This is a genomic window from Nonlabens sp. MB-3u-79, assembly GCF_002831625.1.
In the GTDB taxonomy this organism is placed as follows: Bacteria; Bacteroidota; Bacteroidia; order Flavobacteriales; family Flavobacteriaceae; genus Nonlabens.
Genome location: NZ_CP025116.1, coordinates 2,731,723 through 2,748,436, shown reverse-complemented (window position 1 = coordinate 2,748,436; position 16,714 = coordinate 2,731,723). Strand labels below are relative to the sequence as shown.

Annotated in this window: 11 protein-coding genes; 4 read left to right on the top strand and 7 right to left on the bottom strand. The window is 35.8% G+C overall.

What is annotated here, in order from left to right; genetic code table 11:
- Nucleotides 1–628: 628 nt before the first annotated feature.
- Nucleotides 629–2,017, bottom strand: a complete 1,389-nt coding sequence (locus tag CW736_RS12150) for a sensor histidine kinase (protein ID WP_101014453.1) — start codon at nucleotides 2,015–2,017, stop codon at nucleotides 629–631.
- 704 nt (nucleotides 2,018–2,721) lie between these two features.
- On the opposite strand from CW736_RS12150, the gene CW736_RS12145 reads away from it, so the two are divergent.
- Together CW736_RS12145 and CW736_RS12140 are read left to right on the top strand one after the other, a co-directional pair.
- The gene (locus CW736_RS12145) at nucleotides 2,722–4,206 is read left to right on the top strand and encodes a proton-conducting transporter membrane subunit (protein ID WP_101014452.1); all 1,485 of its coding nucleotides are present in this window, start codon (nucleotides 2,722–2,724) and stop codon (nucleotides 4,204–4,206) included.
- Nucleotides 4,206–6,569 carry a DUF2309 domain-containing protein gene (locus tag CW736_RS12140; RefSeq protein WP_101014450.1) on the top strand — a complete coding sequence of 788 codons (2,364 nt, stop codon included), beginning with the start codon at nucleotides 4,206–4,208 and terminating at the stop codon, nucleotides 6,567–6,569. The genes CW736_RS12145 and CW736_RS12140 overlap by 1 nt, the downstream gene beginning before the upstream one ends.
- A 164-nt stretch (nucleotides 6,570–6,733) precedes the next feature.
- Here CW736_RS12140 and CW736_RS12135 read toward each other — a convergent pair whose 3' ends face one another.
- Nucleotides 6,734–7,057 carry a hypothetical protein gene (locus tag CW736_RS12135; protein WP_101014448.1) on the bottom strand — a complete coding sequence of 108 codons (324 nt, stop codon included), beginning with the start codon at nucleotides 7,055–7,057 and terminating at the stop codon, nucleotides 6,734–6,736.
- Between the two features lie 248 nt (nucleotides 7,058–7,305).
- Between CW736_RS12135 and CW736_RS12130 the strand changes: the two genes are divergently transcribed.
- The gene (locus tag CW736_RS12130; protein WP_101014446.1) at nucleotides 7,306–8,475 is read left to right on the top strand and encodes an MFS transporter; all 1,170 of its coding nucleotides are present in this window, start codon (nucleotides 7,306–7,308) and stop codon (nucleotides 8,473–8,475) included.
- Nucleotides 8,476–8,736: 261 nt separating this feature from the next.
- On the opposite strand, the gene CW736_RS12125 is transcribed toward CW736_RS12130, so the two are convergent.
- The 4 genes from CW736_RS12125 to CW736_RS12110 all read right to left on the bottom strand — a co-directional run bounded on the left by CW736_RS12125 (nucleotide 8,737) and on the right by CW736_RS12110 (nucleotide 12,849).
- Nucleotides 8,737–9,936 carry a glutamate-5-semialdehyde dehydrogenase gene (locus tag CW736_RS12125; RefSeq protein ID WP_232735448.1) on the bottom strand — a complete coding sequence of 400 codons (1,200 nt, stop codon included), beginning with the start codon at nucleotides 9,934–9,936 and terminating at the stop codon, nucleotides 8,737–8,739.
- A 19-nt stretch (nucleotides 9,937–9,955) separates the two neighbouring features.
- Nucleotides 9,956–10,726: a glutamate 5-kinase gene (gene proB, locus CW736_RS12120; RefSeq protein WP_101014443.1), complete on the bottom strand. Its 771-nt coding sequence runs from the start codon at nucleotides 10,724–10,726 to the stop codon at nucleotides 9,956–9,958.
- A gap of 2 nt (nucleotides 10,727–10,728) precedes the next feature.
- Nucleotides 10,729–11,532: a pyrroline-5-carboxylate reductase gene (gene proC, locus CW736_RS12115; protein WP_101014442.1), complete on the bottom strand. Its 804-nt coding sequence runs from the start codon at nucleotides 11,530–11,532 to the stop codon at nucleotides 10,729–10,731.
- A 447-nt stretch (nucleotides 11,533–11,979) separates the two neighbouring features.
- Nucleotides 11,980–12,849 (bottom strand): cation diffusion facilitator family transporter, encoded by an 870-nt coding sequence (locus CW736_RS12110; RefSeq protein WP_101014440.1) that lies wholly within the window; start codon nucleotides 12,847–12,849, stop codon nucleotides 11,980–11,982.
- A gap of 647 nt (nucleotides 12,850–13,496) precedes the next feature.
- Between CW736_RS12110 and CW736_RS12105 the strand changes: the two genes are divergently transcribed.
- On the top strand, nucleotides 13,497–14,204 hold the full coding sequence (locus tag CW736_RS12105) for a class I SAM-dependent methyltransferase (RefSeq protein WP_101014438.1): 708 nt from the start codon (nucleotides 13,497–13,499) through the stop codon (nucleotides 14,202–14,204).
- A 509-nt stretch (nucleotides 14,205–14,713) separates the two neighbouring features.
- Here the strand turns inward: CW736_RS12105 and ggt are convergent.
- Nucleotides 14,714–16,426 (bottom strand): gamma-glutamyltransferase, encoded by a 1,713-nt coding sequence (gene ggt, locus CW736_RS12100; RefSeq protein WP_101015131.1) that lies wholly within the window; start codon nucleotides 16,424–16,426, stop codon nucleotides 14,714–14,716.
- Nucleotides 16,427–16,714 lie beyond the last annotated feature (288 nt).

Genomic DNA, 16,714 nt, shown 5'->3' with positions numbered 1-16,714 from the left:
TTTCTATTTTAAGAGAGTTCTTTTGAGTGTAGGTAAATGATATTGATGGTTGAGTCGATACTCTTCTTTTTAATAGATATAAAAAAGCTGTTTTTATCTAAAAAAAGCTCAAACGCAACTTGAGAAAATAGGAAAACGAATACAGTTAGGCTAAAACAAATCGGCAACTATGTAGAAGAAGGTAGTGCTTAAAATTAGGTGACAACCGATAAATTAAGACATTCTTTTGGTAAGGAGTGGCTGTCTCTAAACTTGATTAATAGTAAGTAAGTGGACAGTATAAGGAGCTGATTGAAAAGACTGATGCCATTGTTTAGTTCAAGCTTATAATAGCGCTAATATCTTCTTTACTTAATGGTTTGTGTAGAAACTCCTTCTGGCAGGTGCAGGTCCATAAAGGACATTTTTACAAATTCATCTAGAGCCTGCTTGCATTTTAATCGTGCAGCAATATTAGTATTAAGTAATTTTAAGGAACCGGCTTCTAAAATCCAAGAAGGCTGCTGGTTGAAATTTTAAGAATATTAAATTTTTTGATGGTGCTTGAAGCCCTTTTTTAAGAGCAGTGCACAACACTTCTTATCGGGATGTTACCTCTGCCTTCCAAGCTACCGACTTTTTCTTCTTTTTATATTTTCTTTTTTAGAGGTAAGCTAAACTTGAATTTGCTTCCTTCTCCAATTTCACTTTCCACCCAAATATGCCCATCGTGCTTTTCTACAAATTCTTTACAAATTAACAAACCTAAACCAGAGCCTACTTCATTTGCTGTTCCTGAAGTGGTATGCGTTTCATTTTTTGCAAACAACTGCTCTTGGAAATCTTTATGTATACCAATTCCATTATCGGACACATTAATTTCGATCAAGTCAGGTTTATGAATGGCGTGAATATGAATCTTTCCATTGGCATCGGTAAATTTTATTGCGTTGGAAATCAGGTTGCGTAAAACTGTTTTCAACATATTTTCATCGGCATATATATCAGTATGAATAGATTGATCATAGTTTAATGATATGTTTTTTACTTGAGCAATAGGCTCTAGGGTACCTAAGACTTGTATCACTGCAGTCTTTAAATCAAATGTTGCTGGAGTAAAATTCATTTGACCTGTTTGAGATTTTGTCCAGTTTAACAAATTATCAAGTAAAACAAGTGTGCTCTCTGCAGTGGTATGTATCATTGATGCTAGGCTTTGAGACTCTTCAATATCTTTATCTTCGGTACTGTGCTTTAATAACTCAGAGAGACCAATTATGCTGGAAAAAGGGTTCCTTAAATCGTGAGAAATAATTGAAAAAAGCTTGTTTTTACTTAGGTTTAATTCTTCAAGTCTAAGTTTATCTTCTCGAATTTTTATATTTTTTTCAAGTATTGTTTTTTGATCTATTTCGTTTAAAAGCATTATAAAACCTATACTGATAGTACTGATTACAAATACCGAAATAATAAGAAGCCAATTATCTACTGTAGAGCCATCTAGTAAATTATAAGGACGATCTATCTGGGATATATGAACCGCACGAAAAAGTTGAAATAAGGAATAAATGGTAAGCACACCGCTTAAAAGTAAAGAGAACTTGTATTTATTTTTATTACTAAAAAGATAAAAGGCACCCACTGCATAGAAAAAAGAACAAGCTAGGATTCGTATGACACTAAGCGCGGTATCATTTTCTTCAACAATGAGTATAGAGAAATAAAATAAAAATACACAAACAAGAAAAACCCATAACAGGTTTTTCCGGATTTTGCCATCAAAAGAAACCAGTCCATAGGAGGTCAACGCAAAACTCGAAATCAAAAGGAAGTTATTTATTCGTATTACAGGTAAAAAAGACAACACCTCTTTATTGCCGAAAATGACTATAGCGGCTGTTTGAAACATAATTCCTAGTGCAAAGAGCAGTAAATACCATTTTCTGTGTTGGTAAAAAAACTGATAGATGAACAATAAAATAATAAATATATTATTTAAAGCTAAGAAAAATAAAATCGTAGGGTAATCTAAGGTCATATAGATCAATTTTCTAGATTCTTATTATGTAGAAACAAATCGGTGTCAATTAAATTTCTTCAACACTCAAATTTATACCTTATATAACAGTTCTTTTAGCTTTTGTTGGAAAACTTCAGTGCTAGCTGTGTTAAATCATTTGATTATAAAGTCTACTTAGTTATTTAAGTTGGTTAAAACTGCTGTAAAAATATAGGCTTGCTATTGTTAATGGATAAAAAGAAATTGAGGTAGAGGCTTTTAGGAGTTACAGATTATCTTAAACATAAAGAGACCTTTTTAAAATCGAGCGGACAAGAGAAGAATCAGAGCAGCACATTGTTAGGAAATCTAAAAAAACGTTTTGAAGTAGCCATTAGATCAATAGGTGTAGTCCAACAATATATTGGTAGCTGCAATAAAAGTAAGAGTGTGCTTTTTTCGCTTTCGCGAAAGCGAGACCATCAACAAATTAAATAAATCGGCTCAATGCCTCAGCCGGCGTCTTTAATGGCGCAAATCACTACAACAATCAAATGTCCTATATGGGTGTCATAGGCTCTTTATGGCAGCATTTTCTAGTGCCAGATGTGTAAAACGCAATTTCCTATGCATTCAATGTATAAATATTTATTATATATATCATAGAAACAATAAATAAAAATTAATGGATAAATTATTACAAATTTGCTCTGACTTTATAAAAAATCAACAAACAATGAATTATGGCTTTTAAAAGTAACTTACTACCAGACTTTGTTTACGCAAATGAAAAAGACACAGGGGCAAACTCTTCTCAAATTCTTTCACGAACACTAAGCGCAGTATTATGGGTGTCATTTGTTTTAAACATTTTGACACTTTCTTTTTTTTACCCAGATATTCCAGAAGTAACCATCGGTAATCTGTTTAAAATAAATGGTTTCAGTATTTTAATCTGGTCTACCGTCACCTTTTTCAGTGCTTTAATCAGCACCTATTCTACTAATTACCTGAAAGGCTTTAGGTACCAAAACAAGTTTATGATATTGTGTTTTGGGTTTACTCTAGCAGTAATGCTCTTTGTAATTTCCAACCACATTCTTTTTTTAATCGGTAGCTGGTTTTTCATGGGTTTTTTAATGTCTAGATTAATAGGTGTCGATAAAGATTGGGGAGAAGCTCGAGAAGCCTCAAGATTTACATTGCGATATTTTTTAACAGGAACATTTTTCTTAGGAGCTGGTTTGTTACTGTTAGCTTTTCAATTCAATACATTTTCGGTAAGTGAACTTACTCCTCAACTAGACACGGCTCCTTATTATATTTTATTGATTGCAGCACTTTGTATCATTACCGCAGCAATTATACAATCGGCCATATATCCTTTTCATCGCTGGTTGCTTTCTGCCATGACATCGCCTACACCCGCATCTGCATTAATGCATGCAGGTTTTGTCAATGGATCTGGAATATTATTGGCCATTTTTGCATCGCTCATCTTTGCTTCTAACACCCAAGATGTTTTATTGATAGTGGGTGGTTTAACGGCCATATTAGCCCAATTCACTAAGCTTATACAGGTTAATGTAAAACAGAAACTAGCTTGTTCAACCATTGCGCAAATGGGTTTTATGATCATGCAATGTGGTTTAGGTTTCTATAATGCAGCAGTAGCTCACTTGATACTACACGGCTTTTACAAGGCTTATTTATTTTTATCTTCAGGAGAAGAGATACAACATGCTGCACCTAAAAGTACCGAGCAAATACGCATCAAGCCAGTACAAGTTTTACTAGTTTTAATTTTTGGAACACTGGCGGCAGTCTTCTTTTCTTTGATTACCGGGAAAGGAATAGCATATGACAGTGGTATGTTTTTAACTCTTATTGTTGCCATTACTGTAGGTCAAGTTACCTATAATATGGTAAAAGAAAAGAGTTTGTCCATAGGACAAAAGTTACTAGTACCACCGGTGCTCTTCTTACTGGGTATAGGAGCTTATGGATTGATGTATAATGTGGTTACCGTACTTATGGGTTCTATGCCTAAGGTTTCTGAGGCATTGCCACTTTCAACACTTCAAATTGTTTTTGGAGTTGTCTTTTTAATAGGATTCTTCATCATGAAACTTGGCGTATATAAACAAATACCTTGGTTGTATGTCAAACTTATGAACGTATCCCAGCCTTATAAAAAAACAGTATTAATGTATAAATCTAACTCATAATGAAAGAAGCAGATATTTCTAATCAGATAGAAAAAGCAGCAAAGGTGATTGGAAAAACATGGCCATTGTACTCTTTTGTGACTTCTAATCCGCTTTCTGGATATGAAAACTCACACTTTACGGAAGCCGTATGGACCGCAAAGCAATACTTAAAAGCAACTGTTTTTCCTAAAGCAGCATTATTTCAACAAGCCTTGCGCACAGGAGAAATAGATAACGAAGTACTGCGTGATGTATTAAAAGAAAATAAATTTACCGAAACTCCAGAATTCTATTTAGGTCAAATGGAAAGTGAAAACCTAGAGCAGGTAAACACACATCATGACTTAGATTGCATGATGGCTAAATGGCTAGCGGCTTTTATGGATGAAGGCCTAGCTGAATGGCAGATGCCTGGAAAAGAAGAAGGCTTTTACCACGCCTGGCGAAAACTAGCGAAATACGACAAAAGCTTAAGAATCAAAAGCATTTCAGACATTCCCGAGTCGAGTATAGAGGCGTTGATGGAAGTTTTAAAAGAATATCCTGCAGATCAACATCAAGAGATCTTTACGCAACATCTTGCCGCTTTACCTGGTTGGACAGGGTATATCAATTACAGAACAGAAGCAGCTTCCAACTGGCAAAAAGAATTCCCTATAAGTTTGGAGCAATATTTAGCAGTGCGATTATGGATTGCCAATAACCAAAAGATCTCTTTAGTTCAAAAAACAAATCTGACCGCTTCAAAAAAGGACTCTCAACTCAAATATATATGGTTGAAGGCTTGGGAACAAAGCTGGCAACAGCAAATGCTTCAAACGATCAACGATGCGCCTCCATCACAAAGTGTCCCTTCTGTCCCAGATGCGCAATTGGTATTTTGTATCGATACCAGATCTGAACTGATAAGAAGACATGTAGAAGCTCAAGGGGATTATGAAACCTTTGGTTACGCAGGTTTTTTCGGAATCGCTATGGATTACACCAATCTAGAAGATGACATTACTAGAAAATCTTGTCCTCCGATTGTAGGATCGGCCTATCAGGTTACTGAGATGGCTGCGTCGGGTCAGAAGGAACATATGGTTGCTTTTAAAAAGAAAAATGAAGTTTCAAAATTTAAAGAATATTTCTTAAAACGAATGAAAAACATGTTGCCATCGACCTTTGGTTTTGTGGAAGGGGCTGGTTTATTCTATGGGTTTTCTTTGGTGGGACGCACCCTATCTTCTGGTTTATTATACAGGTTTAAGAACAAAAAGAACTCCTCTTTTGAACATCTAGCAGAGCCACAAATAAATTGTACGGGCGCAATTCAAGAACACCAAGGGATTCCATTTGAAGATAAAGTAGGAATTGTGAAATCGGCTTTTGATTTAACAGGATGGACCCACTTTGCACCCTTAGTAGTTTTTGCAGGTCATGGAAGTCATACGGCAAACAATCCTTTTGCATCCAGTTTGGATTGTGGCGCATGTGCTGCAAGTCCAGGAAGGCATAATGCGCGTATGCTGGCTCAATTGGCCAACTTGAAAGAAGTAAGAGATGTTTTATCCACCAAGTACCAATTGGTCATTCCTGATGAAACGGTATTTATAGGAGCAGAGCACAATACAACAACAGATGCCATTGAGATTTTTGATGCCGCTGTTCCAGTTTCTCATCAAGAAAAACTAAAGCAGTTAAAAGAAGGTTTAAAGAAAGCACAACAAACCGCTACCAAAGACAGGTTAGGAGTGGAAAACTCAGTAGCGACAGCAGAGCGAAAAGCAAACGATTGGGGGGAAACAAGACCAGAATGGGGACTTGCTAAAAACGCTGGTTTTATAGTGGCGCCAAGAGCTCTAACAAAGAACACCAACCTGAATAGCAGGTGCTTTTTACATTCATATGATTGGGAGCAAGATCTTACTGGACAAGCTTTAGAAGGTATTATGCAGGGGCCTATGGTGGTCACTCAATGGATCAATAACCATTATTACTTTTCGACTGTAGATAATAAAACCTTCGGTGGAGGTTCTAAAATAACCCATAATATTACTGGAAAATTTGGGGTGGTTCAAGGTAACGGAGGAGATCTTAAAATGGGGTTGCCATTACAATCGGTTAGTGAAACGGATTCAAAAATGTACCATCAGCCGCTTCGATTGTCGGTTCTTATCAAAGCGCCATTATCTGTAATCATAGATATTTTATCTAGAAATGAACACCTCCAATCTCTATTAGACCAGGAGTGGATTTATTTAATGGTTATGGATCCTAGAGATGATAACCGTGTCAAAACCTATCAAAAAGGCATGCAATGGAAATTGTCTTCAGATAAAAAATCAGATAATAAAAAAGTAAAAAAAGAACAAGCAGCAGTTTTAGAAGCCGTTTAGGATTCCTGAAAACAGGATGTAAAAAAAGGATAGGCGATAGGCTATCCTTTTTTTTTACGCACAATTATAATGTTGCCTTGATGTTTTTAATTAAATAAATTTCATTTAGCTTGATAGTAAAGAGGGCATAAGTAATTGTAATTTTGATATTTCTTTGGAAGCTTTCAATGCAATTCCATTTCCCAAGGCTCAAATTCGGGGATAACCTTATAAGCTTCTTCACTTCTATGACATACAGCAATAATGAATTGTGCCGCTCTATTCATCGCATGTTTTTGATTTATGACATTACCAATCTCGTCCATTTTGATATTATTGGTGTAAATAGCAAAAACTTGCTCCATAGTGCTAGGCTGGTTTGCGAGTTGAACAGCATAGTCCACCTCCGAAAGTAACTGACCATCTTTTACTAAATAGGCGAGTGTTCCATTGAAATAGTAGTAAACAAATAGTCGTAGAGCTCTTTTAAAATCAGCAGATAATTCCATTCTTTAAAGGTGTAAGAATATAGTTTGTAGATTGTTACCTAATGGTAAGATAATAAAAATGATTTTTATGGATCAGGTTCTTTAGGATTCCTTAAAATCAGGAAACAGGAACTGGCAGTTGCTATTAATGCTCATAAATGCTAGTATTTTATTGACTTCGAGTGTACTATTGCCCTTTTAAATAAGCTTCAAAATAAAAGGTTAGATAAGGCGTCTGTGTTGTTTCTTTGCAAAAAAAAATCTGGTTAATGAAATCCCTTCAACTCATTCTTTCCAACTTAAAATATTTTGCTCCTTCTTGGGTGTTTTCATCAGTTAATATTTTAATAGGCACGTGGATACTTTACTTGCCGCATATTAAAATGAAATTTGAATTGGACGATTCACAAATTGGATTGGCTTTATTTTTTACTGCCTGTGGTTTACTGATTTCCATCCCTTTTGTGCCTTATATCAATAACAAAATAGGGGTCGGTCGTTCTACTCAAGTGGGCATCTTATTTTTGGCCTTATTTTTTAATTTACCCTTACTAGCCTCTAATTATTATTTACTGTGTAGCAGCTTATTGTTTACTGGTATTTTTTCTGGCTTTACGGGTACGTCAATGAACGCCTTGGTTTCCATAATAGAAAAAAGAGATCAGCAAAACTTTATGTCTGCAGCTCATGGTTTTTTTAGTTTAGGAGGTTTTATCGGAGCAGGAATAGGCAGTTTTCTAATCCTCCAATTTTCAAACCCCAGTTACCATATGTTGTTAATGTCTTCCTTCATCGTCATATCCACCTTGGTATTATCACCTAGTTATAAAAATATTATCGAAGCTGAAGAAGACAAGAGTGGCGCAAACACCAATATATTTAAAAACATACAGCCTGTATTAGGATTATCAATTATTGCCTTTATTATCATGTTTAATGAGGGAGCGGTGGAACATTGGAGCAATTTATTTTTGTTTGATATTGTACGTGTTTCAGAAAGTCAGGCAGGTTTTGGATTTGTGATTTTTTCGCTTACCATGACTCTTGGTAGGTTTTTAGGAGATGGTGTCAGTAAAAAAATAGGTTCTATTAAGTCTATAAGTTTTGGTTTGATCATCGCAGCGGTGGCTTATTCTTTAATATTGGTTTCCAATTTTTACACGACTGTTTTAGGTTTTGGTGTCTTAGGTTTGGGAATTTCTGTAATCGTCCCTGAGGTTTTCAGATTAGCAGGTAAAACAAAAGGTTTAAATACATCTGTCGCTATTTCAGTTGTTTCTGGAATAGGGTTTATGGGGTTTCTTGTCGGTCCTGTTTTATTGGGTTTGATCTCTAACTGGAGCAATTTAATCATGAGCTATGTATTTCTACTGGCATTGATTGTAACAGCTTTTGGTTTGGTAGTATTTCGTTTAAGTAGAAAGTACCGTAGCAGTTAAGCTCAGCGTTTATAAGGTTATGAATGTTGAAGATCTTTCCTATATGAGATAGGATTGTTGTTTTCTCGCTTTCGCGAAAGCGGAACATGTATAAGTTTTACAGCCCAAAACTAACTATTGCCCATTAAGCTTAACGAGACCAACTGCGGCACCTTAAGAAATAAAAAAGCCATCTCGCTGGAGATGGCTTTTGATAGAGTATCAAGCTTTCTTAATTTGCTAAAGAATGGACCCAATAATCGGTGATAGAGAGGTAACAGGTTATACCCTTACATGACCATCACCAAAAACATAATATTTATTGGTCACCAACTGCTTCAGGCCTAATGGACCTCTGTGATGCAATTTATCGGTACTGATCGCTAATTCTGCGCCAACTCCCATTTGACCTCCGTCAGTGAATCTTGTGGAGGCATTATGGTACACTGCAGCATTATCTACTTGTTCCATAAAGACTTTAGCCAACTCTTTATCTTCTGTAAGTATCACAGCTGAGTGGCCTCCTGAAAATTTATTAATCATATCAATAGCGGTAGTGGCGTTATCCACTTCGGCAATTAATAGTTTCATGGCTAAAAATTCTTCATACCATATCTTTTGACTGGAGATGACATTTTCCTCAGGAAGAATTTCCCCTATGTTTTCATCAACTACCAATTCCACTTTTAAATTTGCCAAAACGGTGCGTAGTTCTTTCACCTTATCCTGATAGTTAGGAATGTTTTTATCGATTAAGACTTTATCTAAAGCATTACAGCCTGAGATCTTATCCGTTTTTGCATTTACGATGACTTTTATTGTTTTTTCCCAATCGGCATCTTTTGCAACATATAAAAAGTTATTCCCGCGACCACTTATCAGTACAGCACAGGTGGCATTATCCTTGACAAACTTGATCAAACGCTCCCCACCTCTAGGTACAATAAGGTCTAGTTTTTCAGTTGGATTTTTTAAGAACTCTTGAGTTTCCTCACGTTTTAAATGCAGTAATTTGATCCAATCTGCAGAAAGTCCATTTTCCTCTAAAGCTTCGTGCCAACATTGTTCTAAAATGATGTTGCTATTCAAGGCTTCTTTTCCACCTTTCAACAAAATTTTATTATTGGCTTTAAAAGCCAATACAGCTGCTTCTATAGTTACATCTGGTCTGGATTCATATATAATCATTATGGTTCCAAACGGAGCAGTTTTGTTGATGATTTTCAATCCGCTATCTAAAGTTAAATCAGATATTTCTTGTCCGACAGGATCCTCTTGAGCCTGAACTTCTTTGATGGCTTGGATCATACCGTTAATTTTGGCATCATTCACCACAAGTCTATCATAAAGAGCTTGATCTTCTCTGTTAAAAGCCTCTAAGTCCTTTTTATTAGCCTCTAAAATAGCTTTACGCTCTCTATCAATAATGGTAATCATTGAGTTGAGGACTTGATTTTTTATTTCTGAGCTTAATAATTTCATATCTATTGGAATGTCTTTATTAGTGTATAAATTTTGTTCCCACTTCTTTATCATCAATGATGTCTACAATGACATTTTCGCGTTTACCATTAGCGATGTAAGTAGGGATGTTTTTTTGAGCAGTACTTTTAGCGATCTTTAATTTAGAACCCATTCCTCCTCTACCTTCGCCTTCTTTTTTATTAGAAGCCTGCACGTATTGTTCTACATCTTGATCAGATGTTACTTCATTGATCATTGTAGAATCTTCATCATCTGGATGTCCCGTGTATAATCCATCGGTATCCGATAAGATGATTAATTTATCTGCATCCAATAATTCTGCGACTAAACTAGCCAGTTCGTCATTGTCGGAAAACATGGACATGGTTAAGGAAACAGCATCATCTTCATTTGCGATAGGAATGACCCCTTCAGAGAGCAATCCTTCATAACAATTGATCATGTTTTTCCTGTGCAATCCAGCATCAAAGTCACGTTTAGTGGCTAATACCTGTGCGCATCGCATTCCATAGTCATGAAAAATACTGTAATAATGACGCATCATTCTAGGCTGTCCTACTGCAGAGTACACTTGTCTTCTGATGGATGGATCCTCAATTTTAGTATCACCGAGAATTTCTTTTCCTGCAATAGCAGATCCAGAGGACACCAGCACAACCATGATGTTACGCTCATATAAAACTGAAATCTGACGTACTAATTCTTTAATAACGGGTCCTAAGATCCTGTTGTCTTTATTAGTTAATACGTTTGTGCCGACCTTTACTACTATTAGTTTGGGTTCCATAATTATTCTTTTCCTAATTCTACCGCTCTATCAAATGCTGCATAAGCAGCCTCCTTTATAAGCTCGTTGACGTTATTGTCTTCCATAGAGTCAATAGCCGCTCTTGTTGTTCCTCCCTTGGATGCTACTTTATCAATCCATGACTCTGGAGAGATGTTGCTTTGATTGAATAATTCTATAGCTCCCTCAAAGGTATTGACTACTAACACTTTAGAATCGTAATCTGAAAACCCCATCTTAAGGGCTGCATCTAACATAGATTGCATGAAATAAAATACATAAGCTGGCCCACTACCAGAAATCCCGGTGGAGGCATCAATAAAGTTTTCCGTGCCTACATGTATAGAAACTCCTGTGGTTTCAATAAGGTTACGTACCATAAGAAGTTCTACACGAGAAACTTCCTCAGATTCTGTATAAGAAGTAACCCCTTTACCTACTTGGGCTGGTAAATTAGGCATGGTTCTAACCACTTTTTGAACACCTAATTGATTTTGAATCGTTTCAATAGTGACTCCAGCCATCAAGGAAACAAATAACTGCCCCTCATTGATCATGGATTTCATTTCGTTGAATAAAGCTTCACAGTGGTAAGGCTTTACAGCGATAAATACAATATCTGATTTAGGCAAACAATCTTCTAGTTTGCTGTATACATTAAACCTTCCATCTTCATTTAGTGTTTTAATTTTATTAGGGTCGGTATCGTAGATCCTAAGTTTCTGTTTTGAGAGCAAGGGCGAGTTTGCCATTCCTTCAGAATACGTGAAGCCCATATTTCCTGCGCCAATTACTAATACTTTCATGTTATAAGGTATTCATTATCAATATTAATTGAATCTTATTAACCGCAAGTATTATACAGAAGTGCCTAAATGAATTTTTAAATTAAAAGAATTAAGGTATCCTAAAGAGAATACGCTAATAGTTGCGGAATTCAAAATATATAATACAAATTACTATTAAAACTACAATTTATATTCTATATAACAGTATTTAAGCGCCAATTTGTCGGTGACAAGTTGGTGATTTTGCTAGTTTTCATTAAATAAAAGCTGAAATACATCTATTATATTCCGTTTTCATCATATTTTGACGAACTCCAAGTGTTTTAATAAAATAAAGAGGTCGCTTATGAAAAGTAGATTTATGAAGTGAAAGCTAACCGGTAAATAGCGTTTTTGGAAGACTTATATTTTTTCAAACATATAAGAGAAATCAGTTAGAAATCAGAAACGACTCTAATACCTTTCTTATTGATCTGGTTCGATATGAATAAGTACATGTCCTAAATTAGGTAATTTGTTTCTTAAATGGTCTTTTAGATCATGTGAAATGTCATGCCCTTTCTTTACAGAAATGCTCCCATCTATTATTGCATGTAAATCCACGTTAAATTTCATCCCAGCTTTGCGGATAAAACATTTCTCAGTACCTAAAACACCTTCTACTTCTATGGATTTTATTCTAATTTCGTTGATGAGATCACCGTAGAGTTGCTCGTCCATTACCTCGCTTAAAGCGGGTCTTAAAATCAAATAACTATTATATAAAATAAAGGAAGATGCTAACAGAGCCGCCCAGTCATCAGCAGTTTCATATCCTTTTCCAAACAAGATGGCTATCGAAATTCCAATAAAAGCCATCACAGATGTTATAGCGTCACTTCTATGATGCCAAGCATCTGCTTTAAGAGAAGAACTATTTGTTTGTTTACTTTTCTTAATCACAATGTGAAAAGAGACTTCTTTCCAGATGATGATCAGACCTAACACAATTAACGTCCAAGATTTTGGAGCTTTATGGGGAGTCTGAATGTTTTGAATACTCTCGTAAGCTATTATGGTAGCAGAGACCACAAGAAAAGCAACTACAGCAAATGTGATTAAGGGTTCAATTTTACCATGTCCATAGGGATGATTTTCGTCTGCGGGTCTTTTGGCGTATTTAAAACCTAATAAAACTAAAAATGAAGCAAAAATATCAGTTGTTGATTCAATGGCATCTGCGATCAGCGCATAGGAGTTTCCAAAGAAACCAGCAAATCCTTTTATAAGAGCTAAAGCAATGTTCCCGACTATACTGAAGTAAGTCGTTCGTATTGCAGTTTGTAGGTTAGTCATTTTTATTATTCAGCAGAAAGGGTTGATAAGAAAGAAAGGCAGTATAAATAAGTTATCACAACAGGTGAATACCGGCCATCTTTAGTACAAATATAGGAACATTTAATTTTTTTGTGTCTTTACAAAACAACTATACTAATGCTTCTCGATAATTTTTTTATAAGCTTTAAGATTACTGAGGAGATCATATAATTGATTTCACAAATGTCCGAGAAAAGATCATAGATCGCTGCGCTCCAAGATCATAGCATATAGACTACACTATAACTAACTGAAAAACAGTAATCATCATTTGATTTATTCCTATTCTAAGCGCATTCATTTCATAAATAATGAAGAACGACAAAAGCATGGTGGTTGTATAAAAGTTTCTTTTGAAACTGCTCAATGGCAGCATGTTTAACGGTATTGGAAAAACTTTATCGGACACTAATGAATTAATTTTATAAAATTATTTTTTGGAGCACTTGACATTTGTTTTTTTATTGCACAAATGTTTAAATATTTGAAAAATGCAATCATTTTTTTCATACCTGTCAAAATCCTAAAAAGAGTTTTCAGGCCTCAACAGAAGGCTTTGATATAGTGCCTTTAAGGTTTTTAACATAAAACGACTTATTGTATGCCAATCTATAAAGACCTTTTCTATGAATAAAATCACGACACTACTGCTGCTATGCCTCTCTAGTATGGCAATAGCTCAAAATACAAGCCATGGCGATACTTATACCTATAAAAAAGGAGATCCTAATGGTACAGGTAAGTGGTATATGGGGAGAGAAATTGCTTACGTGATGGGTTATGAGGGAATGGACTGGCTAGATCGCCCAGAACGCGAAAAGGAAGAGAACACCTCCAAGCTGTTAAAAAACATGAATATCCAATCAGGTAATACAGTTGCAGATATTGGTGCAGGATCTGGTTATCATGTTTTTAAAATTGCTCCAGCAGCAAAAAACGGATTTGTTTATGCTGTGGATATTCAAGATGAAATGTTAGCAGTCATGGATTATCGTATTGATACTGGTAAGATTGATAATGTAGAAGTTGTAAAAGGAAGCGAAAAGAGCGTCAACTTAGCTGTAAACTCGGTAGATAAAGTTTTGATGGTAGATGTATACCATGAGTTCAGATATCCAAAAGAAATGATAGCGTCTATAAAAAAAGCATTGAGAGCTCGTGGTAAAGTTTATTTAATTGAGTATCGAGCTGAAGATGCCAGAGTACCTATTAAGGAAGTTCATAAAATGAGCGAAAAACAAGCTGTTAAGGAATTTAAGGCGGCAGGTTTTAAATTAGAAAAAAACATAAGTAATCTTCCATGGCAACACTGTATGGTGTTTGTGAAAGCATAATCTAAAAGCCATTTCCATGATATAAAACTGTTTTTGACAGTTTGATCAGCTGTTTTTCTGTGTTGCTGGAATCCAACTTCATCATAATTTTATGCCAGATCAACTTATTCATGCTCTTATTAAGTTATAAAAAACATGTAAGTTCATAACCTAAAGCAACTTTAGGTTGAATGATGTGATATATAAAAAATAAATATAGTTTTAACTCCTTTTTAGTGAGGTAGTACTTTAAAATTTCGGCTATTTAAATAAGAACATGAATCTATTACCAGACTAGCAATACTGGTATGATACTTCTTATATTCTATTTCAATTACTCCTACGGTACCGATAATTATCGGTATTCCTAAGTTGAACATAAGGAGTAAAAAAAGCTATACCAAAGTAACAATAGTCATTTAGAGATGTGATAGACAATTTAAAACATAAAAAGAATCTAAATAAAAAGAGCTCTTTTAGAGTTCCTTAAGTAAGGTTCTTTAATAGTGTGGAGTGTTATTAAGTTGCAATTAATAACCTACCGCTGCACCATCTGGACTGGAAGAATCAGAGGCTCCTATCATCAAATTGTTAGAACTATCAATTTGGATCCCCATCAAGCTCCCTAGTGAATTTACAGGAACCAATATGTGATTCATCGCTTCAAGAGCTTTGCGTGTATCTGGAGATAGTAAGTGCCTTTCGTATTTAATCACATCAGGCAACCACTGATGATGGATCTTCATAGCCTCAATTGCTTGATCTACTGGCATGTCGTAAGCAATCACATTCAACACTGTCTGAAAAACTGTATTGATAATGGTTCTTCCACCAGGGCTTCCTATAATCAAATAAGGTTTGCCATCTTTGGCAACTATGGTAGGTGTCATACTGGAAAGCATTCTTTTTTCTGGTTGAATAAGGTTAGGGTCTGTTCCTATTAAACCTGAGGTATCAGTGTCACCTGGTTTTGGATTAAAATCCCCCATTTCGTTATTAAAAAGGAATCCTAATTTTTTAGCCCCCATTCCTGAACCGTAGGAACTTTCTAAAGTATAGGTAAGAGATACCGCATTACCGAAGGCGTCAGCCACAGAAAAGTGTGTGGTGTTTTTTCCATCGTATAGCTGCCCAAATTTAGTGGAATCACTTACAGAGGCTTTAGTTCTATCAATTTGATCAAATCGATTTTTGGCAAATGCTTTAGACGTTAGTTGATTCAATGGCATCTCTAGATTAAAGTCTGAATCACCTAGATACTCTGCTCTATCAGCATAAGCTCTTCGCATCACTTCTGCCAGAAGGTGCACATATTCAGTGGAATTGAATGCAACAGATTCTAAGTCTGCTAACTCCATGAGGTTCATCATTTCTACAAGCGCTACCCCTCCTGAGCTGGGTGGCGGCATGGAGTAGATATCATATCCATGGAAGGTTCCTTTAATGGGTTTCCTTTCCACAGCGGTGTATCGCTCCAGGTCTTCCATAGTAATAATACCTCCATTTTTTTCCATAAAACGAATGATCTCTTCTGCAACGACACCTTTATAAAACCCGTCTTGACCCTGATCTCTTATTTCTGTTAACGTACGGGCGAGTGCCGGCTGTTTCCAGAGTTCTCCTATTTGTGTAAGCGCTCCATCTTCCTTTCTGAAATAATCTTTTAAAAATGTAATAGGAGAATTAGCATCAAAATAGGTGGCCCAATTAAAAGCACTCCAAGACAGAGGGAAGCCATTATTTGCTATATCAATAGAAGGTTGAACTAAATCTGCCCATGCGAGGCTTCCATATTTTTGATGTGCCATATACAAACCAGCGACAGTCCCAGGAACGCCTATAGACTTAGCACCTATGTGGTTACTGGTAGCTTCCCGACCGTGTAAGTTTTTTCCTTTAGTGATAGTACCTTCGGTATCAAGAAACATAGTAGGGGATGCTTTTAATGGTGCTTTTTCCCTAAAATCAATCGTCGTTGCCGTCCCCGAAGAATCCATAAACACGAGAAACCCGCCACCGCCAATATTACCGGCACTGGGATGAGTAACAGCGAGCGCAAATGCAGTAGCGACAGATGCGTCAATTGCATTCCCTCCTTTTTTTAGAATGTCGATTCCTACTTGAGAAGCTGTTTTATTGCTGGAAGCCACCATGCCGTTTCTCGCATAAGTTTGCCCTATAGCATTGTTAGACTGTAATAAAAGAAATAAGAGGGAAATAATACAAAGAGGTATGTGTTTCATAATGGTCGTTTCTATGTGTCCCAACTAGTAATGGTTGCGTGTTAACGTATGGAATGTAGCAAAAAAACGAATATGAATTTCTTTTGATCATAAGACCAACTAAAAAACTCATATTGAATATCTTACAACCCCGACCTTATCGCACATTACAAAGCTCTATGGTCTATTTCAAAATAAGTAGTGCCTTCAGCATGTTCAACTATCAAAAGGAATACTTGATTTTATTATTTAAACAGCTTGTCTGTTATTTAAAAAAAAATAAAATGCTGTAGTTCCATAAAGAAGTCC